Origin of the sequence: Sutcliffiella horikoshii (assembly GCF_008180725.1) — a bacterium.
GTDB lineage: Bacteria > Bacillota > Bacilli > Bacillales > Bacillaceae_I > Sutcliffiella_A > Sutcliffiella_A horikoshii_B.
In genome coordinates this window covers 106116-132568 of sequence record NZ_VTEV01000010.1, presented here as the reverse complement: position 1 = coordinate 132568, position 26453 = coordinate 106116, and the positions used below count along the sequence as shown (strand labels likewise).

24 protein-coding genes, 1 pseudogene and 1 riboswitch are annotated in these 26453 nt (G+C 34.4%); of the genes and pseudogenes, 18 read left to right on the top strand and 7 right to left on the bottom strand.

All coding sequences use genetic code 11. The features are described from left to right. Positions 1-7: 7 nt before the first annotated feature. From FZC76_RS20155 to FZC76_RS20140, 4 genes are all read left to right on the top strand, one after another. Complete coding sequence (locus FZC76_RS20155) at positions 8-607, top strand: hypothetical protein (RefSeq protein ID WP_148989943.1); 600 nt, start codon at positions 8-10, stop codon at positions 605-607. A 354-nt stretch (positions 608-961) separates the two neighbouring features. Continuing rightward, positions 962-2170: an MFS transporter gene (locus FZC76_RS20150; protein WP_148989942.1), complete on the top strand. Its 1209-nt coding sequence runs from the start codon at positions 962-964 to the stop codon at positions 2168-2170. A gap of 494 nt (positions 2171-2664) precedes the next feature. Continuing rightward, positions 2665-3165 carry an RNA polymerase sigma factor gene (locus FZC76_RS20145; RefSeq protein WP_148989941.1) on the top strand — a complete coding sequence of 167 codons (501 nt, stop codon included), beginning with the start codon at positions 2665-2667 and terminating at the stop codon, positions 3163-3165. Further along, positions 3158-4114, top strand: coding sequence for an anti sigma factor C-terminal domain-containing protein (locus FZC76_RS20140; protein WP_148978460.1), 957 nt, complete (start codon positions 3158-3160; stop codon positions 4112-4114). The genes FZC76_RS20145 and FZC76_RS20140 overlap by 8 nt, the downstream gene beginning before the upstream one ends. A gap of 445 nt (positions 4115-4559) precedes the next feature. Here the strand turns inward: FZC76_RS20140 and FZC76_RS20130 are convergent, their stop codons facing one another. The 3 genes and pseudogenes from FZC76_RS20130 to FZC76_RS20120 all read right to left on the bottom strand — a co-directional run bounded on the left by FZC76_RS20130 (position 4560) and on the right by FZC76_RS20120 (position 6875). Next, positions 4560-5513: an arsenic resistance protein gene (locus tag FZC76_RS20130; protein WP_148989940.1), complete on the bottom strand. Its 954-nt coding sequence runs from the start codon at positions 5511-5513 to the stop codon at positions 4560-4562. 622 nt (positions 5514-6135) lie between these two features. Next, positions 6136-6678, bottom strand: a complete 543-nt coding sequence (locus tag FZC76_RS20125; protein WP_148979739.1) for a cysteine hydrolase family protein — start codon at positions 6676-6678, stop codon at positions 6136-6138. 12 nt (positions 6679-6690) lie between these two features. Beyond that, positions 6691-6875, bottom strand: a pseudogene (locus FZC76_RS20120) (DUF1272 domain-containing protein). Positions 6876-7034: 159 nt separating this feature from the next. Between FZC76_RS20120 and FZC76_RS20115 the strand changes: the two are divergent. From FZC76_RS20115 to FZC76_RS20065, 11 genes are all read left to right on the top strand, one after another. Further along, positions 7035-7454, top strand: coding sequence for an Lrp/AsnC family transcriptional regulator (locus FZC76_RS20115; protein WP_148979740.1), 420 nt, complete (start codon positions 7035-7037; stop codon positions 7452-7454). 260 nt (positions 7455-7714) lie between these two features. Then, positions 7715-8233, top strand: a complete 519-nt coding sequence (locus tag FZC76_RS20110) for an AAA family ATPase (protein WP_148989939.1) — start codon at positions 7715-7717, stop codon at positions 8231-8233. A gap of 103 nt (positions 8234-8336) precedes the next feature. Further along, complete coding sequence (locus FZC76_RS20105) at positions 8337-8753, top strand: GNAT family N-acetyltransferase (protein WP_148989938.1); 417 nt, start codon at positions 8337-8339, stop codon at positions 8751-8753. A gap of 236 nt (positions 8754-8989) precedes the next feature. Continuing rightward, entirely contained in the window at positions 8990-9613 is a 624-nt protein-coding gene (locus FZC76_RS20100) for a nucleotidyltransferase domain-containing protein (RefSeq protein ID WP_148989937.1), read from the top strand. A gap of 21 nt (positions 9614-9634) precedes the next feature. Next, positions 9635-10393, top strand: coding sequence for a serine hydrolase (locus FZC76_RS20095; RefSeq protein ID WP_148989936.1), 759 nt, complete (start codon positions 9635-9637; stop codon positions 10391-10393). Between the two features lie 498 nt (positions 10394-10891). Continuing rightward, positions 10892-11122, top strand: a complete 231-nt coding sequence (locus FZC76_RS20090) for a hypothetical protein (protein WP_148989935.1) — start codon at positions 10892-10894, stop codon at positions 11120-11122. 549 nt (positions 11123-11671) lie between these two features. Beyond that, a complete protein-coding gene (locus tag FZC76_RS20085) occupies positions 11672-13075 on the top strand; it encodes an ApeA N-terminal domain 1-containing protein (protein ID WP_148989934.1) in 1404 nt (467 codons plus the stop codon). Between the two features lie 440 nt (positions 13076-13515). Continuing rightward, complete coding sequence (locus FZC76_RS20080; RefSeq protein WP_187442168.1) at positions 13516-13908, top strand: ATP phosphoribosyltransferase regulatory subunit; 393 nt, start codon at positions 13516-13518, stop codon at positions 13906-13908. Further along, positions 13853-15025, top strand: coding sequence for a histidine--tRNA ligase (gene hisS / locus FZC76_RS20075; RefSeq protein ID WP_262372735.1), 1173 nt, complete (start codon positions 13853-13855; stop codon positions 15023-15025). The genes FZC76_RS20080 and hisS overlap by 56 nt, the downstream gene beginning before the upstream one ends. Positions 15026-15115: 90 nt before the next feature. Next, positions 15116-15448, top strand: a complete 333-nt coding sequence (locus FZC76_RS20070; RefSeq protein ID WP_148989931.1) for a hypothetical protein — start codon at positions 15116-15118, stop codon at positions 15446-15448. A gap of 17 nt (positions 15449-15465) precedes the next feature. Further along, positions 15466-16026, top strand: a complete 561-nt coding sequence (locus tag FZC76_RS20065; protein WP_148989930.1) for a hypothetical protein — start codon at positions 15466-15468, stop codon at positions 16024-16026. Positions 16027-16545: 519 nt separating this feature from the next. Here the strand turns inward: FZC76_RS20065 and FZC76_RS20060 are convergent. From FZC76_RS20060 to FZC76_RS20050, 3 genes are read right to left on the bottom strand one after another with little or no spacing between them, the layout of a single operon-like run. Beyond that, complete coding sequence (locus FZC76_RS20060) at positions 16546-17724, bottom strand: Ger(x)C family spore germination protein (protein WP_187442167.1); 1179 nt, start codon at positions 17722-17724, stop codon at positions 16546-16548. After that, positions 17721-18812, bottom strand: coding sequence for a GerAB/ArcD/ProY family transporter (locus tag FZC76_RS20055; protein WP_148989928.1), 1092 nt, complete (start codon positions 18810-18812; stop codon positions 17721-17723). The genes FZC76_RS20060 and FZC76_RS20055 overlap by 4 nt, the downstream gene beginning before the upstream one ends. 33 nt (positions 18813-18845) lie before the next feature. Continuing rightward, entirely contained in the window at positions 18846-20459 is a 1614-nt protein-coding gene (locus FZC76_RS20050; RefSeq protein ID WP_148989927.1) for a spore germination protein, read from the bottom strand. Positions 20460-20653: 194 nt separating this feature from the next. Further along, a riboswitch (purine riboswitch) is annotated at positions 20654-20753 on the top strand. Positions 20754-20808: 55 nt separating this feature from the next. Between FZC76_RS20050 and add the strand changes: the two genes are divergently transcribed. Beyond that, complete coding sequence (gene add, locus FZC76_RS20045; protein WP_148989926.1) at positions 20809-21810, top strand: adenosine deaminase; 1002 nt, start codon at positions 20809-20811, stop codon at positions 21808-21810. A gap of 190 nt (positions 21811-22000) precedes the next feature. Here the strand turns inward: add and FZC76_RS20040 are convergent, their stop codons facing one another. Next, positions 22001-23371, bottom strand: coding sequence for a sigma-54 interaction domain-containing protein (locus FZC76_RS20040; RefSeq protein WP_148989925.1), 1371 nt, complete (start codon positions 23369-23371; stop codon positions 22001-22003). Between the two features lie 255 nt (positions 23372-23626). Between FZC76_RS20040 and pruA the strand changes: the two genes are divergently transcribed. Together pruA and FZC76_RS20030 are read left to right on the top strand one after the other, a co-directional pair. Beyond that, the gene (gene pruA / locus FZC76_RS20035) at positions 23627-25174 is read left to right on the top strand and encodes an L-glutamate gamma-semialdehyde dehydrogenase (protein WP_148989924.1); all 1548 of its coding nucleotides are present in this window, start codon (positions 23627-23629) and stop codon (positions 25172-25174) included. 68 nt (positions 25175-25242) lie between these two features. Then, entirely contained in the window at positions 25243-26439 is a 1197-nt protein-coding gene (locus FZC76_RS20030; RefSeq protein ID WP_148989923.1) for an ornithine--oxo-acid transaminase, read from the top strand. Positions 26440-26453 lie beyond the last annotated feature (14 nt).

Below are 26453 nucleotides of genomic sequence, written 5' to 3'. Positions count from 1 at the left end.
TTTGTAAATGAAAAGTAAAATTAAAATTTATGAAACAGAATCTCAATATTTTAACCCCAATAAACACTTTATTTCACGTATTAAAGAAATGGAGAAAAAATCTGTACATGGGGCTAAGGTTGCCAAAAAGTGGACTGAAATTTTAAATCAATCTCTTAGTAGTGAAATTTACCCTGTTACTCATCCGATTGGGCAGGAAACCTTTTCATTATATCTAGAGTATCCAACTGGTGTATTTGAATATGCTTTAGACATTGAATGTGCTACTTCATTTATAAAAGAAGAGGGTATTAAGCCAGTACAGTTTGCTCCGTCAAACATAATTGATGCTGTTGATCAAGGTAACATAAATAAAGATTCAAATCTGATTAACCCCAATCATAAAAATCCTGTAATGGTTCTCCAGAGTCGATATTTAACGAATAACAAACCATATTGTATTAATGGAAACCATAGGATATTTGAAGCATATCGAAATAATGTTGAACAAATAGAAGTTTATGTTTTTAAAGAATTGGAGTTTGTTCCTTTCTTTTATGATGTTCTAAGTAGAGAAACATATTATTTGGAAATTGATTACCATAATGTAGTTAATGAAAAAAGATAACTATTGCATAGGGAAAATTGGTGCATTTGAAAATGAATTTATATAATATATTTATTCAACGGGTGCTTATCTGGGATAAAGGTAAGCTTCTTAATTATGTGAAATATCTATTGAGTAAATGTTCAATATTTGAAATAATAATTAAATATCAAGAAAACGTTTATATTTACAAAACAATAAAGAGACCTAATTGATTTAATATTCATATAAACATTTGATTATGAAGCTAAAAAATTTAGTAATAAATCTAGTCCCCCAGATTTATTCGTTAAGAGAAAGGAGCAATTAATAAATGAATAGTCCAAATTAAGTTTTCCCCATTAAAGATTTAACTTAAAAATTGGGGGATACAAAATGAAATTAAATAAGAACTTCTTACTATTACTATTGGGTAATTCGCTCGCTAATATTGGCGATGTATTATATATGATTAGCGTTATTAGTACTATATTCGTATTAACGGGGTCTGCAACTGCATCTTCATTTGTACCATTTACGATTACTACTTCTATGTTTTTATCTAGTATATTAACGCCTTTATTGATTGGAAAAGTAAATCTTAAGTGGTTAAATGCTGGCTCGCAAATTGGAAAAACGATTTCGCTTTTTATTTTAGGTTTTATGTTGATGGGAATAACAGCATCTAATTATTATTTAATATTCCTAATTATAGGGTTTATTGCTTTTCTTGATGGATGTGCCAATCCAATAAGACAAACAATGATTCCACACTATGTTGAACCTGAACATTTGATTCAAGCTAATGGAATTTCCAATACAGTTACTCAGGTCATACAAGCATCTATGTGGATTGTAGGAAGTATGTTTCTTATTGTTATGAGTTCTCAACAATTGGTATGGTTGGTCGGATTATTATTCGTGGTTGCAAGCATCATACTTTGCTTTTTAGAAGATGTAAGTCAAAATAGAACCGAACCCAAAGGTAAATTTGAACAGATAAAAGAAGGATGGGTAACTATAATAAACACTCCAGTATTAAAAAGAATCGCTTGGATCGATTTTTTTGAAACTATTGCTGGAACGGTGTGGATTGCTGCCATATTATATGTGTATGTCAGCGATGGTTTAAATGTTGATGAAAAATGGTGGGGCTTTATTAATGGTGCATTCTTTTTAGGGTTAATTCTAGGGAGTGTCTATTGTATTAAATTTTCCAATTTTATTGAAAAGAACCTAGGCACCTTTATTTTTCTTGGTTCACTCTTAAGCTTTGTAGTTACATTATTATTTAGCATAAATAGTATTCCTATCGTTGCATTAATATTATCCCTCTTTGTAGGGCTTTTTGCACAAATTAAGAGCATACCTCAACAATCGATTATACAAACTAGCGTTTCAAAAGAACATTTAACAACGGTTTATACCTCTTTAGGTGCTATCGGAACCGGAATGTTTGGAATTGGTTCTCTTGTTATGGGTCTACTAGCAGATTTTATGGGAATTAGATTCGTATTTATCATATCAGGGGTTTTACTTGCAATAGTAAGTGTAATCGTTCATCAAAACAAGCGATTGTTCGTTAGAAATGTGATGAAACAATAAATATATGAATGAAGGTTTTGGTTGCTGCAAAACCTTCATTTTTTATCTTTATCTTAAAGGATAAAGGAATGCTTTAAATAACGAATTGAACCGAGCAGAAAGATTTACTTGTTCTTAGGCAATCTAGGAACTTTAATTGAAGAACATATACAAGTTATCTCGAAATCGAGTCTTCGGCAATCGGGCGCCATTCTTGAAGAAGAATCGGTGCTCATTTTGTATTTTGGGCCAGATTGTTGAACAACCATTAAAGAGAATTGGATATATATGTTAGAATATAGTTAACAATGTGAAGTATTGTACTAAAGAGCATTATTGTTGAAAAAGGAAAAGATATGATTGGGTCAAATTTTTTATTAAATTCTTCATACCTATATGCTTTACTTCAAGTAGGAAGTAAAGCTTTTTTTATATTCAAGAGTGTAAAACTTAAATTTTTTTGTATACATAATCACATTTAATTCGTTTTAGTAGTTGTGAAAGGAGATGAAGAAATGAGTAAGCCCTCAAATGAAGAAATAACTAAATTAACTAACGATATATATCAAAAGCTTTGCTCAATGGGGGCTAATCCAGAAGATGCAAAAGAAATTGTTCAAGAATCCCTATATCGTGGATTTCTAAATATTAATGGTATTAATTCTAAGGCATTTAAGTCATGGCTTTACAAGGTTGCCCTCAATCAATATTATGATTTGTGTAGAAAAAATAACCGCCGTTCAATAATCGAGTTTGAGGATTATCATTTATTGGGATCGGGAGAAAATCAAGTGGAAGATAGGTTGATTAAACAAGAAACAAAAGATGAGTATGAACAGATATTACACAAGTTAAAACCTCTTGAACGTGACTTAATAAAATTGAAATATGAAGATGAATATTCATATAAAGAAATTTCTGAGCACCTTAATTTGAAAGAAAGTAATGTTAAGACCTATTTATACCGTGCTAGGAAGAAACTTACAATGATTTTTAGGAGGTATAATAATGAATAATGAACCATTTCAGTCTAATGATATTGAAGGAATAGTTAAAAAAGCAAAAAGAAAAAGTGTTATTCGTAATATTGTCATCTCAACAATAACATTACTCCTTGTAGGGGCATTATTTATAATTATTAATACTCAGATTGTAAATAAGGCTCATTATAAAGCAGTGGAGGCCAATAGGTTATTATTTAATATTTCGCAACCGAATATTCAAATTGGAGGAGGAGAGTTTGATTATGGGATTCTATCAGGAACCTACACCTACAATAAATATAAATTAATCGAAGATAGAGTAGTCCCTTGGGGTCAAGATATACGGAAATTTAATGCAATAGGACATAATGATAAAAATTCAGCATTATCGGTATACGATGAGGTTAGAGTAGGAGAAACCAAAGAAGAGTATCGACGTTATAACACTACAAACGGACAGAGAGAAATGCTATTTTATCATCCCTGGTTTGAATATACAGCTATTCATAATGATATAGACTTGATTCAAAATACTCCTAATGATGCGGTAATGGAAGTAGCCATCTCTTTTGACCAATCATATTCAGTTAATGAAGTACAGGAATTTTTAAATTTGAAAGATAATATAACTTGGTATCGGGTAAATGATTATAATCAAAGTGATAAAGAGCAATTGAAAGGACTTCATGAATCGGGAGACTCTACATCATTTGTATATGGCTTTAATGTTACTACACTTAAAGGGGAAGGAGACACTGTAACTCAGAATGAAGAGGATTTTCTTTCTATATTAGAAGAATTAAAAAGCACAGGGAATTATGACTTTATAATAGACCGTCTTCTAGAAAGTACGAACCAAAACATGAAAGAAGGGATAATCATTGGCGTTGTGGTAACTGGAACTAAAGAAGAGTTACTAAAACTAAAAGAAGAAAAACATATTAGAGCAATATCTTTAGGGGCTATTGCAAGAAAATATTAATATTTATTAAGATTTTTTATTAAAGCTAGCTAGTACAATAGTAAAAGAACATTGTTATTGTCTTTTAAGATTATCTTGAAATCGAGTCTTCTGTTAATGGGCAGCATTCCTGTAATAAGAAAGTGAAAAAATAATAGGGAAGGAAAGATGTTGAAATGGTTATACAATCGAATATGACACCAGCAGCAACTGTTGGTGTTTAGGAAGAAATGGAAAATGTTTTTATGAAATTTAAAATACCACTTACTAAACAATCATTAGAAACATTTGTTGAAAGTAAACATCTACCTTCGCTACTACAAGAATTGAATTCAGTTGTTGATAGTTCTACCGCTACTTGTATAGAAGGTGGCTGACTAATGCCAATTAATAAGGAGTAGGTTACTCCTAACATTACTAGAATGAAATAAGAAAGCACACATCACAGTGAGTGCTTTCGACTGTTTTATGTGCTTCTGCGGTTCGATTTAAATAACAAAAGCTGAGTTATGATAGCTAGAATAGGCAATTCCAATAAAGGACCTATCACTAGTGTTAAAGCGATTAAAGGTTGGTCTGGGAATGCAGTCATCGCAATCGCTAAAGCGATTGGAGAATTTCTTGCTAAGGTAGTTAAGCTAAAACTTGTTCTGTCGGATAAAGGAAACCGCATAAGCTGTCCAACCTTTTGAACAACAAAGAAATTTATAGTGAAAAACAAAAGAATAGGTAAGGTAATTTGCCACATTAAATCTAAATTATCAAGCAGCAATTGCCCTTGTGAAGCAAACATAGCAACGATTGCAAGGCTTAGAAAAATTATCGGTAACACACTGAAATTAGATATAAGATATTCTTTTAAATGTTGCCTGTTTCTCAAGAACATATTTGTTAAAAATGCTAAAACTAATGGTATGAATAAAACAATTAAGATACTTTCCACTAGAAACGAAAGCTCTATAACCCCTGTTTTTCCGCCAAAAATAAGAAGATAAACAGGCAACAAAATGACTTGAAGAATTAAGTTTAAAGGTAAGATTGCCGCTGATAACGCAACATTTCCTTTTGCTATCCCTGTAAAGATTAAGTACCAGTCAGTGCATGGTGTAACCATGAGCATGATAAATCCAATATACAACGCTGGATTATCCCCTAAAAATACCATTGCTAGCAACCATGCTAGGATAGGTGTCCAGACAAAGTTTATAGTTACTGAAGTATATGTAAATTTGATGTTTTTAAAAGCTTTCTTTATTTCTTCAATAGGAATTTGTAAGAAAGTAATGTAAAGCATCGCCACTAATAAAGGAACGATAAAGCTCTCAGCATTATTTCTTATTAGTTCTACTTGTCCTATACCTATTCCAATAATTACTGCAATGAAAATAATAAGAGTATAAAGTTTTTCAAATAAGTTCATTGTGTTGCAACCACCCTACAAAAAATAATATAATGCCCTATAATTGTACCATAGCTGACTATTTTGCTTATTGAAGTATACCCATTGTTCAATAAACAATCTTCAGCAATCTAGGAGCGATTGCGGCATAGTGGATTGCTCCTTACTTAAGAATTGGGCAGGATAGCAAAATAAGATATAACAAAAGAAAAGGATTTTGCAGTGATTTTTTATAACGGGGAATGATCTTAATTAAGATATGTTCCCTTTTTGGTGGTAGTGTCCCGAAATGTTGAAAGGGATTAGTTTTTTTATAGAAAACATAGTATTCTAAAGACTTTACTCATAAGTTTTAAAGAAAAAAAAGAAGACCTGCATTTTATACATGGTCTTCAAAATTTTTCTAACTTCTAAACTGATTTTTGAAGAATAACACTGGTTCCAATGCCTTTTCTCGATCTTTAAAGAGATCTAACTGTTTTCCTACTTAAATGGTCAATTCAACATATGCATTCCATACGTCAGTTATAAGATTTTCACATACTTGGTACTTGCTTGACTTTTATGTGCTGGATTAAAACTGGAAGTGAAATCAGAGATATAAATCTTTGAAAAAATGCAACAGACTTCTTAAGGGGATTTTTCACAATCGTTCAAGAAGCTCTTTCGTTGTTAAGACTATGGCAAATTCATTGTGAAGGGTAGCAAGAGAAATGTTATGGATGGTTTGGGCATCTATGTAAGTACCCTTATAATTAATGCCAAATGCGGCCGTAGCATCTTCTATAAGGTAAGTGTTAAATCCTAGATTTCCGCTCATCCTGGTGGTTGTTGAGATACAGTGGGGAGTAGTTAAGCCTGTAATCACCACTTCTTCAATATCTCTGTCATGTAAATATTTTTCAAGTGAGGTGCCGATAAAAGCACTGTTAACCTCTTTAGTTATCACTATTTCCTTTTCCAGAGGTTTCACAATTTCTTTGATAGCTGATCCTTTATGGGTTGGGTGGAAACCGGAGTTGCGATTCTTTGAAATATGCTTAATAAAAATGACTTCAGCATCCCTGTGCCTCCATTCATTTAATAGTAATTTGATATTTTCCTCTGCATCTGGGTTATTTCTCTCCCCCCATTTAGGATGATTAAACGCCTCTTGAACATCTACAATAAGCAGTGCACTTTTCATTGCCTTCCTCCTTTACAGAATTCGCTGACTTAATGGACAGGACGCAGCATGTTTTGGCCTTCTGACGAGTTCTCCATGAAAATTTGGGCAAGTGTTAGACATTTCATTAGTACATGTATAACAAAACGTACATTCGTGAACACAAATGTAAGCTACCTCTTGCACGTCCTTTGCCACTTTTCACATCTTGATTTCATTTCTAATCCCATAACAAATCCCCTTTCTCTAATTGACTTACCATAATCTTATTGAAAAAAAGACCCTGTTGAAATACTATTTTTCAGGGATTTTTACTGTTATTCTTAAATAGTTAAGGAAATGATTGGTGCTCACATTAAAAGTGAAGGTGGAGAATTGTGGAAAAAATAAATAGGAATATATTGGATATATTACAAGTCAATGGTAGGATATCGATGACTGAATTGGGAAAAGAAATTGCTCTTTCAGTTCCAGCAGTCACAGAGAGGGTAAGGAAGCTGGAAGAGCAAGGAGTTATTGTGGGATACAAAGCAATTATCAATCCTGAAAGAGTTAACAAACCTGTCAAAGCATTTATATTAGTGAAAACGCATCGGTGTAAAGCCTTCAGAGAATTTTGCAAAGAACACCCACACGTTGTAGAATGTCACAGATTGACTGGCGAATACAGTTATATGGTTAAGGTGGTAACCGAAAATAATGTATTATTAGAGGAGTTTATTGATTCATCTATGGAGTACGGAGAACCGTATACCATGATGAACCTCTCTTCACCTATTAGTGGGAAAATCATTTAGAACATTACATTTTTCATTGCATTTAAGGGGGCAAGAGTTGAAGATTGGGCAGCAGGTGTTCAGCTTTTTCTTTTTATTCCATTATCGGGCGCTTATCAGTAAAAAGATAAGTGCTTTTTAAGTAGAAAAAACATTGAATTTGTCTAATTGTTTTGAAATAGCTGGTACTAAACAATCGGTTAACTTTATAATAAAAAGGATATTTAGATAACCAAATAGAATATAGTGGAAAACTAATTTTAAAGATAAGTGGTGGTGTATTGAAAAAGATTCTACCTAATAGAATACATATTATAGGTTCAGTTGGAAGTGGAAAGACAACATTAGCAAGAGAATTATCTTCTCAATTTAATATTCCTTTTTATGAATTAGATAATGTTGTTTGGAAAAGGCATGGAGGGCATGGGGAAGTACGAAGAACTGAAAAAGAAAGAGAAGATTATTTAAATACCCTAATTGCTTCTGATAGTTGGATTGTAGAAGGCGTTCATAATGAGGAATGGGTGTCTAATAGTTTTCGAAATGCCGAAATAATAATTTTCTTAGATATAAATTATTCGGTTAGAACTTACCGAATTATAAAGAGATTTATTTTACAAAAACTTAGATTAGAAAAATCTAATTATAAACCATCATTAAAGATATTCTTCAAGATGTTTAAATGGAATAGATATTTTGAAGAGGTGGGTAAACCGAATTTCTACAATAAATTTGGGAAGTATGGTGATAAAATATTAGTTGTAACTAGTAAGAAAGAGATTGAAAGTTACTTCAACTAACGGGCGCGTTTATCTAACAACGCGTCTATTAATATTGGATAGTGTAGTAAGACGAGGACTTATTGTTTGATATAATGGGCTTCTAACATTAGGGGGGATAAAAATGAAAATCATACAAAAATCGGATAAGAAGGACAGAGATTATATTAGAAAAAAAGTAATTGAACATAACATGACTCAGCTTCCGGAGGAACTAAAAACTCCAAAAGAAGAAATATGTTTTTTCTTAGAGAGTGAAGAAGGGGAAATTTTAGGTGGAGTAACAGGAACTATGTACTGGCAACACTTACACATAGATTTTCTATGGGTAGATAAACAGTTACGTAATGAGGGTTATGGTAGCCATTTATTAAATCAAATAGAGGAAGTTGCAAGAGAAAGAAAGTGTAGACTCATTTTTCTTGATACTCTAAGCTTCCAAGCACCAGGATTTTATAAAAAGAATGGTTACAAAGTATTCGGTGTTATTGAAGATCACCCACAAGGATTCAATCAATATTTTTTAGAAAAAAGATTATGATTTAGCTTATCTCAAAACAACCTTTCATTTAATGAAGGCTTTTCTGCAATAAACCTTTTGCAGTACGGTCTGAAGACGATCTTCAAGAATCGGGCGCTATCCAGGAACAGGATTAGCGCTCATTTTTATTGGGACTGGATGAAGAATACCTTATTGTAGGAATTTATAGATTATGAAATAATTGGTATTAAGTTAAAAGTCTGTGATGGATTGTTAAATAAAAATGGGGTGAAAAATTGGGAGATAATGAAGAAGTCTGGAGACCTCTTTCTATTACTGAAATTCATAGTATCTTCAGCATAATTCCTATCAAATGGTGGATTGCTGGAGGGTGGGCTTTAGATATTTATTTACAGAAAATCACAAGGGCTCACGATGATATTGACATTGTTATAATAAGACCAGATCACTTAATTTTACAAAGATATCTGGGTAGGAATTGGGAGATGTTTATAGCATATAAAGGTCAGTTAACACCCTGGAACAAAAATCAATTGCTAGACTCTCATTTTGATAATATTTGGGTAAAGAAAAAAGATGAATCAACATGGGCTTTCCAAGTAATGTTATTGGATACAGAGGAGAAGGATTGGATTTACAAACGAGACAACACAATAAGAAAGCCTATTGAAGATATTGGGTTAGAATCATTATCTGGAATACCATTTTTAAAACCAGAAATACAACTTCTTTATAAAGGTGGAAGTTCTGTCATTAGAGAGAAAGATGTTATCGATTTAGGAAATATATTACCTAAATTAAATGCTAGCAACCGTGATTGGTTAAAAGAGTCCTTGAATATACAGTACCCTCAAGGGCATGAATGGATTGATCTAATAGATTCTTATGCAAAAGTTTGAAATTAGGTAAGGTGAATATGCTTGAATAAAGTTATAGATAAACTTAAAGAGATAGAATCCGGAGAAATAGGACTCATATTATTTTCCAGCAAAGAGCATAGGTATGATATTGCTTTAAATAGTGAACTCACAGTCCCCCTTGCATCAGCAGCAAAAGTGGCAATAGCATTTTGTGTAGCAAAATGGGTAGAGGAAAATACATATAATTGGGAAGACCTAGTTAATGAGATTTCATTTAATCCAGAAGAAGATAGCAAGGAACTTTATCCTCATTTACAAAATAGAAAATCACTTCCTTTAAGGGAGGCGGTTGAAGTCATGATTGCTTGTCATGATAGCTATGTTGCTAAATGTATTGTGAATTATTGTGGTGGCTGGGAAAAGTTAAACTATTCTATCCAATCTTATTTTCCAGCAATAAGGATTGCTGAAAACCCAAGGGATATTGAAAACAAGGGTCAACTAAATCAAATGCTTGAAATAATGATAAATATCTTTCAAGGCTACAAAACACAACCTCTCCTTTGGACACCAATCATTAATGGCCTGGTTAGACAAAAAGGAGATATAAACCACATTCCAACACATTATCTTAATCATATGACAGGTGGCCTAGACAATGTTGTGATTGATATTGGAATAATCGGTGACTTCAATGAAGATCCTTTTATTTTTGCAGTAGCAGCTATTAATTTACCTAATAGATTCACAAATCAGGCTGCTGACAACAAAATTATGGAAGCTATGAATTTGCTTTATGATGAATATTTAAAGAAATAGACAGCTGTGCATAATTATAAAGAGAAATAAGCTTTGTATGTTCAAGAATAGGGCAGTTTAACGGAATAACAGGTTACTTAAAAACTTTAAGGGGTGATAAGACTTGGACATTAGTACTTCGGTCTATATTATAGTTTTTTTAGCACATTTAGTCACAGCTTCTATAGCATTTGCTATATTTACATCAATATATCTTAAAAATAGGAGAAAAGGACTTGTGAGTCTTACTATAATTTTCTCTTTGCTAGGTAATTCACTTTATCACGGGTTTATTGCTTCTAATATTATGGGCATCGGTATGATGATAATTTTCGCTTGTTTATCAATATTCACTTATATTAACCTCCAGAAGAAAATTAAAAAGGAAGTTACTCAATAATCTAGGGCTTTAATGGAATAAGAACAGGAAAAAAACAACAATACTATTTAACAAACCCTTTGTAAAAAAAGCTGCTCAGCAGCCTGATAGTTATGATTTGAGTGCCAAGAGGTGATTTAATGAGCGTAAAAGAACAATATGACAGAGGAATGCAAGAGGTTAGGGCATTCCTTAAAACCGAAACAACGTGGCAAGACTTAACTATCGAAGAGTTCAGTGAGTATTCTAGTCTTTTTAAAAGTTTACTCTTATTATCTGAGCTTGTAATGCGGGAAGGTGTCTATCCAGAGGAGTATTTGAAGGAAGAACTACAATTAATTTATCGATCTATTAAGCGACTAGTGTTCTAATTATGAGCCGAAAAAAGAATGAAAAATAAATTGAAGTAGTGAATAATACAACGATACTGTTCAATAAAAAGGATCTTCAACAATCGGGCGCCATTCTTGAAGAAGAATAGGTGCTCATTTTGTATTTTGGGGCCATATAATTGAATAAGAGGATTGCTTAAAAATGAATATTTTGAAATAATTGGTATTGATAAATTTGTTGAGGAATTTGATGAAAAAATTAAATGACATGAACTCCAATTCAGAGCTACTGGGCTAGAACGAAGTAACTTTTATTCTATAAGGCTGGATGGATTCATTGTCGTAATCCACTCCCATTCACCATCATGGATGTATAGTTCTCTAGTGGAATCAAAGTGCGGCAGTAGAAACTTTAAAATATAAAGTCCTGATGGAGAACAAATAGTAAGAATGGGCAGTTAGTTACAGTAGATTAATAGTAGGAAAAGAAAAATATTGATAGAGTAAAACTGAAGAAACGAATTGATTCCACAGTAATGCAGAGACCCTATCAATTATGTACCAAACTTTAATAATAGAGGTGATGATATGGCGGAAATTCGATATGGTGGTAAATGGACAATAACTTCTGATAAAGAGAAAAATAAATATGATGGACAATTAACTGTAAATGATCAAGAGGGGTTAATACATCTAGAGTTATATCATTTTGACTCTAAGAGAGAGCATATGTTTGCAAATACCCTTATACCCAAAAAAATTGAATGTATTAACGGCGTACTTTCCAATGGCGCAATTATTACCTTAATGGATTGTACAGTTTATTCTCGAAAAGCAGAAGTATTTTCAAAAAACACAGTTATATTAACAGCAAAATATGCACTTAACGGAGTGAATATTGAGGCTGCTGACCAAGCTGTATTTAAAAGATTTTTATTTGATTTATCATATATCACAGATTGGGCGGATTTAAATAAATTTGAAACAAAGTATGATGAAGATAGTAATTACTCATTAGTTTATAGAGGAAAAAGTAATGTTACTTTGTTTGAAGATACAGGGAAAAAAATAACATTGAAACCCGATTACCACGTAGATCACGGGAAAGATGACAGGGGGAAAGTAACTTTAAGTAAAGCAGTAAAGGTTATCCTAGAATACGATACTCCATGTACCTATGAACAAGCTATTACTGAAGTACATAAAGTGATGAATCTAGTCAGTTTTGGAACAGGAAATAAAATCGATATTATTAAGGTCGAAGCATTCAATATATCACTCAATAATATTGACATAGGTGAAAAAACAATTGAACGGACTATTGAAATTTTCAATAGTTACACATACAGGGACTTATATCCTCAAGGACATCCTTATTTTTATTTATTCACATTAGGGGATCTAGTTACTGGAGACGACAATTATGCTATAAAATGGTTTAACAATTATGAGAAATTAGAACCTGTTATAGAATTGTATCTTGATTTATATCGATATAATATGACCCATGAGAGGGCATTTTTAAACGTTATACAAGCGCTTGAGACGTATCATACACGTATTAAAGCAAATTATAAAAAAGAATATGAAAAGAGATCTTATGAGGTCGTTTCCTCTTGTCCGCCTTACATTAAAGAACAGCATCTTGAATGTTTGTTTGGGGAAGACCAAAAGAGAACTAGACATGTATTGTTAAAAGGCAGGCTCTACGATTTGTTTTTAGCAGATTTCGAAATTATGTTTATGAGTGGATACAAAACTCAATATGACTTTATATTAAAGGCAGTAGCTACAAGACATTATTATACCCACTATGATGAAAAGAAGAAGGATAAAATTTTCACTAAAGATGAAATAGAGGAATCTATATATTGGTTAAAAACAGTGCTTGAGTATCATCTATTAAAAGGTCTTGGTTTCCCACAAGATTACCTTCAGAAAAAAGTAGTCCAACAAAGGCAATATATTGATAATAATTTTGGTCCATATTAATGGTAGTGAAGAGAGAAGCCCTGAACCTTATCTCCATTATACACTCTAATTATGTGTTACGATGAACCGTATCACAAGTAGAGAAGTTTTGTTGAACCACGGAGAAGGAGAGCTCATTACATTGTAAGAAGGCTCCAGATAAGCAAGGATCGGTGTATATTCAACGGGCGCTATTATTAAATACAAAGCTTGAAGTTAAGCTTATTGAAATAATTTGAAAAATGTGGTAATGTAAATGAAAATTAGAGGTGAGTTTAATGATACAGCTAACAAAAAACCTAAGCATGTCTAAACTACATCATCATATTTATTAGCCTTGCTATTAGATTTTTTAAAAATCTTACATAGGAAGGCTATTTCCAATTAAACCGTATTTGATTAAGTTTAAGACTTAAATCAAGTGCGGTTTTTTATTATATTGAAAAATGGAGGCAATGAAAATGAAGAAAATGGATTATCAAAATGTTAAGGGTACTCAAGATTATTTACCAAATGCTGAGGTGGTAAGAAGAGACATAAGGAGAAAATTAGAAGATGTATTTATCGGATATGGGTGTAAACCACTGGAAACGCCTATTTTAAATTACACAGAGTTAATGGCTTCTAAGTATGGAGGCGGAGCTGAAATATTAGAAGAAATGTACACATTATCTGATAGGGGGGAAAGAGAATTAGCTTTACGCTATGATCTCACTATTCCATTCGCAAAGGTTGTTGCGATGAACCCATCATTAAAGATGCCTTTTAAACGGTATGAAATTGGTAAAGTATTTAGGGATGGCCCAATTAAAACTGGTAGGTTTCGTAAATTACACAGAGTTAATGGCTTCTAAGTATGGAGGCGGAGCTGAAATATTAGAAGAAATGTACACATTATCTGATAGGGGGGAAAGAGAATTAGCTTTACGCTATGATCTCACTATTCCATTCGCAAAGGTTGTTGCGATGAACCCATCATTAAAGATGCCTTTTAAACGGTATGAAATTGGTAAAGTATTTAGGGATGGCCCAATTAAAACTGGTAGGTTTCGTGAATTCACGCAATGTGATGTTGATATAGTAGGTGTGGACTCACAAATCGCTGAAGCTGAATTAATGGTTATGGCATTGGATGCATTTAGAAAACTTGAGTTAAAGGTAATGATTCAATATAACAATCGAAAGTTATTAACTGGGATGCTTCATGTATTTGGTACAGAGGATGAAAAACTTAATAAAGTAGTGTTAATCCTAGATAAACTTGAAAAGGTAGGAATAGAATCTGTTACATCAGAGCTTAATGAACAAGGACTACCAAGTGCGACAATTACTTTAATTAAGCAATTTTTAATGGATAAGGGAAATTCCAGTTTTGGCTATTTTGAAGCATTTGCCGAAAAAAATGATGATGTGAAACAAGGTTTAAATGAATTAAAAGAATTAGAATCTTACCTTAAGTATCTTGGAGTAGAAAAACAGTGCGTATTTAGTCCATTTTTAGCAAGAGGTTTAGAGATATATACTGGTACTGTTTATGAAATATTCTTGGCTGATCTATCTATTAAATCCAGTATTGGGAGTGGAGGAAGATATGATAATGCAATCGGTGGGTTGATAGGTACAAACGAAGAGTATTCAACAGTGGGAATTTCCTTCGGCTTAGATGTCATCTATACTGCCGTGAACTCGACAGTAAAAGAATTAGAAGAAAATCCATATGTAGATTATTATATTGTCCCAATAGGCACTCAAAAAGAGTCTTTATTAGTAGCAAATAATTTAAGAAACAAAGGCTATAAAGTTGAATGTGAAATGAGTAATAAAAAAGTAGGAAAAGCTCTGGATAAAGCAAATAAAGAGAAAATCCGGAACGTTGTTATTATTGGGATAGATGAAGTTAGAAACAATCAATTCAAAATAAAAGATATGTTTTCAGGTGATGAAAGGACAGAAGTGTATTCATTTGATTGATTTAAATTTCATATTACATGAATTAGTGATATAAATAATAATTCTACCCCTTCTACTAGGTATTTGTTACCATTAGGTGGGGGTGTTTGTATGTTCCAAGACTTTCAGAATCAGGAATCAATGTTTATCAACTCAGTTACAAAAGCTTGCTATAAAAACGACAAATCATTTGTACACATCTTAGCAAAGCAGGGTAATGGAAAGCTTTATGCAATAATTCCAGCGGTAGCAGCCAACAAGACACCTAAGACAGTCGATAATTTAATCATATGTAGAATAGATTTGGAAACAATTGAAGAGTTAAACAATGAAGCAGGAAAGGAATATTGGAGTTTGGACTGGTTAAAGTATGTTATTAGGCAGATGATTGATGGAGAAAGTTATATGAGTTTGGAGAGGTTTAAGCGAAAGATAAATAGATGAATTGGGAGATGGTAGATTTGGAAAATTGGATAATAGCTATTTTTACAATGATATATGTAGTCTTGACTTACTTAATTTTAAAATCAAATAAAAAAATGATTGAGGAAAATGTTAAGGGGAGAGAGCGTGAATATAGACCAGAAGTTATTGGTTTCTTTAGAGAGGAAAGAGGATTCCTTTATTTCCAATTGAAAAACATAGGACGAAGGCTGGCTATAAACACTCAGATAGATTTTATACCCGATTTAAATATGTGGACTTATATGAATGATGTTGACTTTTTGAAAGGTAGAATAAAAACGATTGCTCCAAATCAATTTTATGATACGTATGTTGGGGTTCAACATGAAGTGAAGAAAGAGTATGAAGAATTGCTCTCCTTACATTCAGATAATAAAGGTTCTGGAGAAACCTTTATTAAGATAAAATACAATGACGAGGATGGGATAAATTACGAGTCTTATTATGAGGTATCTTTATTGGACTTTGATATGTATAAAGGAAGACGCACATACGATATGACCGATTTGGTAAAAGAGATTAAAGCATTGAATGAAAAAAACAATAAAGAAGGTTAGTGTATTTTTGTACACTTTTCACCAAAGCACAAATTACCGGATGAAATTATTTTTTAGCAATCGGACGCTACCCTGTGGAAAGGATTAGCTCGTATAAAGCATTTACAAGATGACCAAGGCAGGAAATAATCTGTACAATGCCCTGACATAAAGAAAATCAACCAACCTTCATAGGAAGGTGGTTGACGTGAAGTTGAAGTTGTAAGTGATTTTATTGGTATCTTACTTCAAACGTTAAAAATACATGCCGTTTAAAGTACTGATATAAATTAACTAAGATTATATTTTATATGGTTCCCAATATTATTTTCATGGGAATTACTGGTGGTTCCACACTTTCAATTTTTAGCTTTTACCACATGCATCCACACCACCAATAATATAAACCAAAATGGTTCCAGTGTTTTATTTCATTTGATAAAAGCACCTTTACTGTAAAAAAGTAAGGTGCTTTTTATATTATGAGAAAGGGAAAAAGCAGAGTCATTTGATTACTCTGCCCCTGAACTTTTAAGCCTCTTAGTTCTGTATCCCCAATCCAAAGTCAGTAATTGTGACCTGTACTTCATAATCGATAGGAGCCTGACTGAAGATAGAATCCCAGTCGCTTTGGTGCTCTTTCCAAAATTTTGGGTACTTAATTCTTACATAATCATGAAAGCCAATAACATCCACTTGTAAATCTTTTTGAATTCTTTCCAGGCTGGTCTGAATCTCTTCTTTTACTTTTTCAGCTATTTGCTCCTCTAGTTTTCTTCTTGATTTTTCTTTTGTAAAGTCATCGGTATAGGTTGCTACCTCAATGATTAGGCCTTCTGATTTAACTTTTACTTCAAACGAGATCTTGCCGTCCTTTAATGTGGGAATAACCTTACTTTTTAATATTTCTTGCTCGTAAATTATTGGTTTATCACTGCCTTCTTCCGTCACTTTTACAATAGCGCCTTTTGTTTGTGCAGTAATCCAGTTTATTCCTTTTAATTCTTCTTCCTTTAAGAAACCAATAAGCTTCAATGTACTTCCTTTTATTACAGCAGCACCGGACAGTTTAAGTTCACCATCAATTTGAACGACGTTTTGCAGTATAAAACTAGCTTGTGCTTCCATCAAAGCGTTTATTTTCGCAAGGGACTTTCGTTCAAGTAGCTTGTTCGATTTATCAAAGTTTTCAGTGATATCATATATATGCATAGATGGGATATCGTCTGTCTCCATATAACCTAATATGTCCTTTGCCAGCCCGTCTGTAATCATGACAAGCATACTCATTCGGGCCTCAGGTTCACGGATAAAAAAATCAAGGATTTCTCTTATACTTCGATTTTCTGCTACCTCTCTACTTATTATAACTAATCTTTGGTGTTGACCGTTCACTGTGTTTTTTCTTAACTGTATAACATCTCGAGCTGTTTCAATAATGGAGGCTCCGGTCTGTTCCACGTTGGTGTAGGGTTTTTCTGCTTGCTTTTTATCTTGACCTTGATTGCTTTTAATTTTTGCCATTTGATAGGTAACAGTTAGAAGGGAATCAGTCCCATAGTAAGAAGAAGTAATATTTTCTTCTTGAGCTGTATCCACTCCAACCCCAATCAAAAGATCCAATTTTTCAATATCCCTGGAACTCCAGCATCCGGTAAGTAGCGGAATAAATATAACCAGTCGGAAATAGCGTCTTAAGAGAATAAATAAATGCTTCAACGGTGCTTCCTCCTCAAAAAAGAGAGTACTAATAGCATAATGGGGATGATGCCAAATAAAACAATTGCTGCATTTCCCAGCATGTCACCTAGTGAAAAAGCTTGTTGCAGATTTTGGGGTAACATCGAAATAAAGAAAGCAACGGGGAGGAGCATGTACATAAAGGTTTTTATCTCTTTATTAAAAAGCTGAGATAGTCCCAAAGATGCTGCATATAACGTAATGGATATTGTCGCGAAAATTTGTAATATCCAAATCGTTAAAAAGAGGGAATCATATCTTTCAAAGAATATTCCCGGAAATTCAAAAGAGTGGATCAGTGTTATCGTAGGCCATGTTAAATTGCCTACTCCATCAAGCGATAAGGCTCCAATTACTATCACAATAGTAATAAGATAAAAAATAGTCGGCATTAATACTCCTATAAATACAACTTTCTTGCCTTTCTTGGGATCAGTTAAAAAGGCAGAGAGAATGATTAGTATTTCAATGCCGATATAAGACAAAGAAGTCGTTTTAATTCCTTTTAATACAGGGCCAATACCACCGCCAAGAACTGGCCTTAAGTTTTTCAATTCAAATAAACCTAAGCTCATTAACGCTAGTAGTATAAAAATAAAAACGGTAAGAGGAAATATGACCTGAAACATCCGTGCGATTGAATTAAGGCCATCTACATTCAAATAAAGGGTAAGCCATAAAAAAAGAATAACTAAGATTTGGATAGGAGTGTCTTCCAGTAAATAAGTTTCCGTAACCTCAGCTAAAATCCTTACTTCAAAACTTGTTAAGGTAATAAAATATGTGACCATCGATAGACAAATGATGGTGCTTAGTATTCTTCCTACAATTTTGGCACTGTATTGATAGAATGTTTTCTTAGGGTATCTATTATTAAGAATTAAAATAATGAAGCCTACTGCCAAAGGAAAGAAGCTGCTAATCAGGATGGTAATCCATATATCAGGAGTTCCGACTTCATCAGCAAGTGCTCTAGGTAAAGTAAGTATCCCTACACCTAGAATATAGTTGATGATGATGATAATCGCTTGAGCAGGCGAAATGAGATTTTCCTGTTGTGGGTTCATATTCAATAGATCCTTCCCTAATAAATAAATGAATTACCCTTTCCGGATAGTGTTTGTTGGCTTGAAAATCTTTGGTCTTTTTTTCATAGCTGATATAGGAAGTCGTATTAAAAAATCCTTCCAATCATTGGTCTGATAAGGTACTGCAGGGCTGAGGTAAGGAACTCCAAAGCTTCTTAAGCGTACAAGGTGTATGCTGAAAAATATAAAAAAGACTATAACCCCATACAATCCCAATGTTGCAGCAAGGAACATGGCAATGAATCTTAAAATCCTTAACGAAATGCTTATATTGTATTGTGGAAGAGAAAAGGAAGAAATCGCAGTAAGAGCTACGACAATAACAGTTACTGGGCTTACTATACCAGCTTGAACGGCTGCATCCCCAATTACCAAACCACCAACGATTCCAATCGTTTGGCCTATTGGTTTCGGTAGCCTTAAACCTGCTTCTCTCAGTATCTCAATAGATACCTCCATCAAAAGAGCTTCAATAAGGATTGGAAAGGGAACGCCTTCCCTGGAACTAATAATGGAAAGGGCGAGTTTTGTAGGTATTAACCCTTGATGAAACGATACGAAAGATATGTATAATGCAGGTGTGAAAACTGCTATAAAAGCAGCTACATACCTTAGGAATCTGACTAAACTGCCAGCAATCCAACGCTCATAGTAATCTTCCGGGGATTGCAAAAACATATTAATAGTAGCAGGTACAATTAATGCAAAAGGAGTCCCGTCTAATATAATGGCAACTCTTCCTTCAGTGAGGGCAGCGACAACCCGATCAGGACGTTCTGTACTCTGAACCTGTGGAAACAGAGAGAAATTATTCTCTTCAATTAATTCCTCTACATATCCTGATTCAGGTAAATTGTCGATATCGATAGATTCAATTTTTTGTTTCACATTTTCAATGATTTCAGGGTTTGCTATACCTTCAACATAGGTAATGACTAATTCTTTGTTGAATCGTTTACCTAATTGAAGGGTGATAAACCTTAGTTCTGTATTAACTCCCGCTTTCCGAAGCAGGGTCACATTATCTATCAAGTTTTCATTAAATCCTATTCGCGGTCCTCTAACCTGTAACTCAGATACAGGTTCTTCCAAGTTACGACCACTAGAATTGCTTGTTTTTAATATAAATGCATAATCGATATCTTGTATGAATAATACCGTTTGCCCTCTAAGAATATTTGTGTTGATAACTTTAATCCGGTTTTCTTCGGAAATTTCGCTAATTGGTAAAAGATTTTTTATTTGGATTGTCAAAGGATCAATATTGTTGGGAAAATTCACTAGCAATGGTTCCAGTATATTACTATTGATAATAGTTGTATCTACAAGACCTTTTGCAAAAATAATGGCAGCTCTAGTCTGTTCTTTCCCAAAGGTGAACTCTCTTGTAATGATGTCCTTGTTTGTCCCTAAATTTTTGTTAATTTCATAAACATTGGCAGATAGGTCACTCGAAAGTAAAGCAGGAACTTCCGTATCCTGTTGTTCAATGACTGGTTTTGTCTTATCACCATGAAAATAACCGCTAACCTTAGACAAGGCTAAAGGAACCAAAAGAGTAATGAGAGTATACACATAGATATTTGCTTCTGGCAGAAAGTTTTTTATAGATTCAATAATATGCACTGGGGGACCTCCTATAGCTAAAAGAGAGGGTACCTCAAATAACTTTTCATGGATATATTATCACTCATGAACTAAAAACTATGCGTTCCCTAATCTAAATACCGTTATAAAAGGAGAAGTGATCTTCCATGAGAGAGATGAAAGTAATTCTAGCTCATTGACAATAGGGATATAATTTATTATCTTAATAAAGAACTTAATAAAATGCTCAAATTCGTATAACTCCAATAATATGGTTTGGAGGTTTCTACCAGGTACCAATAATTCCTGATTACGAAGAAAATACAAGAATTTTCACTTGTGCTTTCTTCGTGATCAGGAATTTTTTTGTTAAAAAAGGAGGACAACAATGAATTTTTCTAAAATACCTAAAATTGAACTGCACTGCCATTTGGATGGGAGTGTTAGACCGGAGACCATCATTGACATTGCAAAGAAAGATGGCATCGATATACCTTCTTTTGATAAGGAAGAGATGAAAGAAGAACTAATTGCTCCACTTAACTGTGAATCCTTAGATGACTATCTTAAAAGATTCTCTATTCCTAATTTAGTAATGCAATCAAAAGAAAGTTTGAAAAGAATAACGTTTGAGCTTTTTGAAGATGCAGCAAATGAAAATGTAAAATATATGGAGGTTCGTTTTGCGCCATTACTTCATACAAAAAAGGGTTTATCTATAGAAGAAATTATCCTAAGTGTGATAGAGGGAATGAAAGAGGCAGAAGAGAAATTTGATATTCATGGAAATATCATTTTGTCATGTATGAGAACAATGCCGGTGGAAAGTGCTTTTGAAGTCGTTGAGAAGGGGCAGAAATTTTTAGGAAAAGGGGTTGTCGCAATTGATTTGTGTGCTTCTGAGGAGGAAGGTTTTTGCAGGGAATTTATTGAACCAATCAAATTGGCTAGAGAATATGGCTTTAGAGTCACGATTCACGCAGGTGAAACTGGAATCGGGAAAAATGTACTTGAAGCTGTAAAATGGTTAGGTGCTGAAAGAATTGGACACGGTGTGTTCATTCATGATTGTGAAGAAGCCTATAATATTGTAAAGCAAAGACAGATAGTACTTGAAATGTGTCCAACAAGTAATGTCCAAACCAAAGCAGTAAACCAAATCAGTGATCATCCAATCTATGAATTCCACAGGGACGGCATAAAAGTAACTGTTAATACAGACAACAGAACAGTTTCGAACACAACATTGGCAAAGGAATGTAATTTGGTCTGGAATGAGTTTTCCATGAGTGATGTAGAGTATAAACAGATTTACATGAATAGCGTGCAAGCTTCTTTTGCAAATGAAAAGGTAAAGGAAACTCTGAAGAAATATATACAGTACATTTAAAATTAATCAGTTATCTAATCCTAGTAAATGGCTAGATGAAAGTATTAGTGTTAAGCACCATTTTAGCCTATTATTTGGATTGTAAGCCGTGTTTTGAGCTTACTTTTAAATATTGCAGAAGACAGGAACCTTCTTATCCATGGAAGTTCCCTGTCTTCTTTTTTTAGGTTTAAAAATAATAAATTTCACCTTATTTCACACCATATTTCTTTAATCGATATTGTAAACTTTGTCGGCTCATTCCTAACGCTTTGGCAGTTTTTGAAATGTTGGAGTCATGTTGCTCCAAAGCTTTAAGTAAATATGCTTTTTCAGCTTTCTCCATATGTGATTCAAAGGATTGCATGCTGTCTTCCGGTTCCGGTTCAACTGGTTGATTCTTGGTAGAAGTAAAGCCGGTTTCTTTAAAATGTGTCTTTTTTCTAAAGGGAAGGGGCAGGTGGGAAAAAGTAATGGTATCCTCGTAATCTAATAGGTTCATTGCCCCTTCAACAATATGTTCAAGTTCCCTCACATTTCCAGGCCAATCATATTCAAAAAACAATTCAAGCACATCTTTGCTAATTCCTCTTACATTCATACTGAATAGATCATTGTACTTCTCAATAAATGAGTTAACTAGTAAAGGAATATCCTCTTTTCTTTCCCGAAGAGGAGGAATAAAAATCGAAACAACGCCTAATCGATAATAGAGGTCCTTTCGCAAATTGCCATTTGCAATCGCATCTATCGGATCTTCATTAATTGTGGCTATAATACGGACATCGATTTTTTTATCCTGGATATCTCCGACTCTACGAATCGATTTCTCTTGTATCACACGTAATAGCTTTGCTTGTAAGGCAGGGTTTAACGAGTTAATCTCATCTAGTAATAGTGTTCCACCCTGGGCTTGCTCGAATAAACCAGGTCGCTCAATCGAGCCAGTAAAAGCCCCTTTTTTTGTACCAAAGAGCAATCCTTCAATTAAATTGTCTGGAAGTGCTGCGCAGTTTTGGCTGATGAATGGTCTGGAAGATCGAAGACTACCGTTATGGATACTTTGGGCAAATAATTCTTTACCTGTTCCTGTTTCTCCAATTATCAAAACAGAGGAGGAGGTTCTTGTCGCTCGCTTACTATTTTCAATCACTTCAAACAGAGCTTCACTTTGACCAATTATGCTATCAAACGTGTACTTTGCATCTCCTTTTAGGAGGATGTTTTCACGAATAATCCGTTCAAGCTTTGTAACATCTTTCGCGATTTCGATTGCACCAATTACTTGATTTTCCTCATTGAAAATAGGATATGTGTCATTAATGGTTGTTATCTCTTGTCCTTTATTATTAAAATACGTTTGTTTCGTATTTTTTGTTATAGTACCATGGAGCAATGCTTGTAAGAGTGTGCTATCCTTCTCTTCTGGGAACCTAAAGACTTCCAGCAAAGACTTATTAATCACATCCTCCTCACACATTTCCTCAATTTCCGTCATTTTTCGATTATAAATTATGGTTTTTCCCTGTGTATCAATGGCATGTACTCCGACGTCCATCACATCTAATAATTTTTCTAACATCGATTTGTAATCCTGTTTCAACCTTTCATTTTGTTCCCACAATGTAAGCACCTCTAATCGAACAAGTTACCTTCTAGTTTAGGATATGGATGGATAAGGTGCAATGTATTTTTGCGGAATTGATATATTAAAGTAAGATACGTGCAAAAAAACATTGCTTTGCATGGCGTACATTCCCATAAACACACAGTTTAATAGTTGGCACGATTCTTGCTTATATAGTAGGTGTAAAGAATTTAAAAGGGGATGAGCGGTTTGGTCCAACCATATAAACATGAGCCATTTTGTGATTTTACAGATCAGAGGAATGTAAAAGAATTTGAAGCGGCTCTACAAAAAGTAGAATCTGAATTAGGGAAGCATTATCCCCTTATTATAGGCGGAGAAAGAATACTTACGGAAGAATCCATTGTATCTGTTAATCCTGCAAATAGGGACGAAGTGGTTGGCCGTGTTTCAAAAGCGACACAAGAGCTGGCTGAAAAAGCGATGAAAGAGGCAGATCGTACATTTCAAACTTGGAGAAAATCCAAGGTCGAAATGAGAGCGGATATTTTATTCAGAGCTTCAGCTATTGTACGCCGTCGAAAGCATGAATTCTCTGCTGTTCTTGTTAAAGAAGCAGGGAAACCTTGGAATGAAGCGGATGCGGATACGGCTGAAGCGATTGACTTCATGGAGTATTATGCTCGTCAAATGCTGAAATTAAAAGACGGGATTCCTGTTGAGAGTCGTTCAATGGAATACAATCGTTTTAATTATATCCCATTGGGAGTTGGCGTCATTATTTCTCCATGGAACTTTCCATTTGCTATCATGGCCGGAATGACGACTGCAGCATTAGTTACAGGGAATACAGTGCTACTTAAACCAGCGAGTACAACACCAGTGATTGCCGCAAAGTTTATAGAGGTTTTAGAAGAAGCAGGATTGCCTGCAGGAGTTGTGAACTATATCCCTGGAAGTGGTGTAGAGGTAGGGGACTACTTGGTCGACCATCCACGTACACGTTTTATCAGCTTTACTGGGTCTCGTGATGTTGGATTGCGAATTTATGAGCGGGCTTCTAAATTAAACCCTGGGCAAATTTGGTTAAAACGAGTGGTTGCTGAAATGGGTGGAAAGGACACAATCGTCGTGGACAAAGAAGCAGATCTAGAGTTAGCAGCGCAATCAATTGTTGCATCTGCCTTTGGTTTCTCAGGACAAAAATGCTCTGCCTGCTCAAGAGCGGTTATTCTAGAAGATGTTTATAATCAAGTGCTAGAGCGTGTTGTGGAGTTAACAAAAGAATTAACAGTAGGAGATCCTACACAACGATCGAATAAGATGGGTCCTGTAAATGACCAAGGTGCATTTGATAAAATCATGAGCTATATTGCGATTGGAAAAGAAGAAGGCAGGTTAATGTTCGGTGGGGAATGTGAAGATAAAAAAGGCTGGTTTATCCAACCAACCATTTTTGCTGACGTAGAGGAAAACGCACGAATAATGAAAGAAGAAATTTTTGGACCTGTTGTTGCGTTTTGTAAAGCAAAGGATTTTCACCATGCCATTGATATTGCAAACAACACAGAATATGGGTTAACCGGAGCGGTGATTACAAATAATCGCAAAAACATAGAGAAGGCACGTGAAGACTTCCACGTCGGTAACCTTTACTTTAACAGGGGCTGCACAGGAGCAATTGTAGGATATCAACCATTTGGCGGATTTAATATGTCTGGAACAGACTCTAAAGCCGGAGGACCGGACTACTTATTACTTCACTTACAAGGGAAAACAACGTCTGAAACGCTTTAAAGAAAAGCAATGTTAGATTTGCGTTGATTTCAGGCTAGCATAAAGAAAAAAATTAGGTGGGATATTAAATGCCAACATTGACAGAAGGTCTAATTGAGCAAACAGAAAAGTACGGTGCAAAGAATTATCATCCACTTCCAATAGTCATTTCAAAAGCTGAAGGTGTATGGGTGGAAGATCCTGAAGGAAACAAATACATGGATATGTTAAGTGCATATTCCGCAGTGAACCAAGGACATAGACATCCCAAGATCATCCAAGCGCTAAAAGGTCAAGCGGACCGAGTAACTCTTACATCAAGAGCATTTCATAACGATCAATTAGGACCGTGGTACGAAAAAATAGCAAAGATAACAAAAAAAGACATGGCGCTTCCGATGAACACTGGAGCAGAGGCGGTGGAAACAGCGATAAAAACGGTTAGACGCTGGGGCTACAATGTAAAGGGAATTGCTGAAAATCAAGCCGAAATAATCGCATGTACCGGAAACTTTCATGGCAGAACAATGTCAGCGGTATCACTTTCTTCAGAGTCTGAATATAAGAAAGGCTTTGGTCCGATGTTACCGGGAATTAAATTAATTCCCTATGGTGATTTAGAGGCACTGCGTGAGGCAATCACTCCTAATACTGCCGCATTTTTGCTAGAGCCTATTCAAGGTGAGGCAGGGATTGTTATTCCTCCCGCTGGATTTCTAAAGGAAGCCTACAACTTATGTAAAGAACAGAATGTATTGTTTGTCGCAGATGAGATCCAATCAGGGCTTGGACGATCAGGTAAAATGTTTGCTTGTGATTGGGAAAATGTCGTACCCGATATGTATATCTTAGGGAAAGCACTTGGCGGAGGCGTATTCCCAATATCATGTGTTGTTGCAGACAAAGAGATTTTAGGTGTATTTAATCCTGGGTCCCATGGCTCCACTTTTGGAGGAAACCCAATGGCATGTGCAGTTTCCATCGCATCTCTTGAAGTGCTTGAAGAAGAAAAACTTACAGAACGTTCCATGGACCTAGGAAACTACTTCATAAATCGTTTAAAAGAGATTAATAACCCAATGATCAAGGATATTCGCGGAAGAGGTTTATTTATTGGTGTCGAACTTCATGAAGAGGCGAGACCATACTGTGAAGCTTTGAAAGAAACCGGTCTTTTATGTAAAGAAACCCATGATACAGTCATTCGCTTTGCACCACCACTCATTATCACGATTGAGGAGCTAGATTGGGCGATTGAACGTATTCAACGCGTGTTAACTAAATAATGATCCAAGGGGGC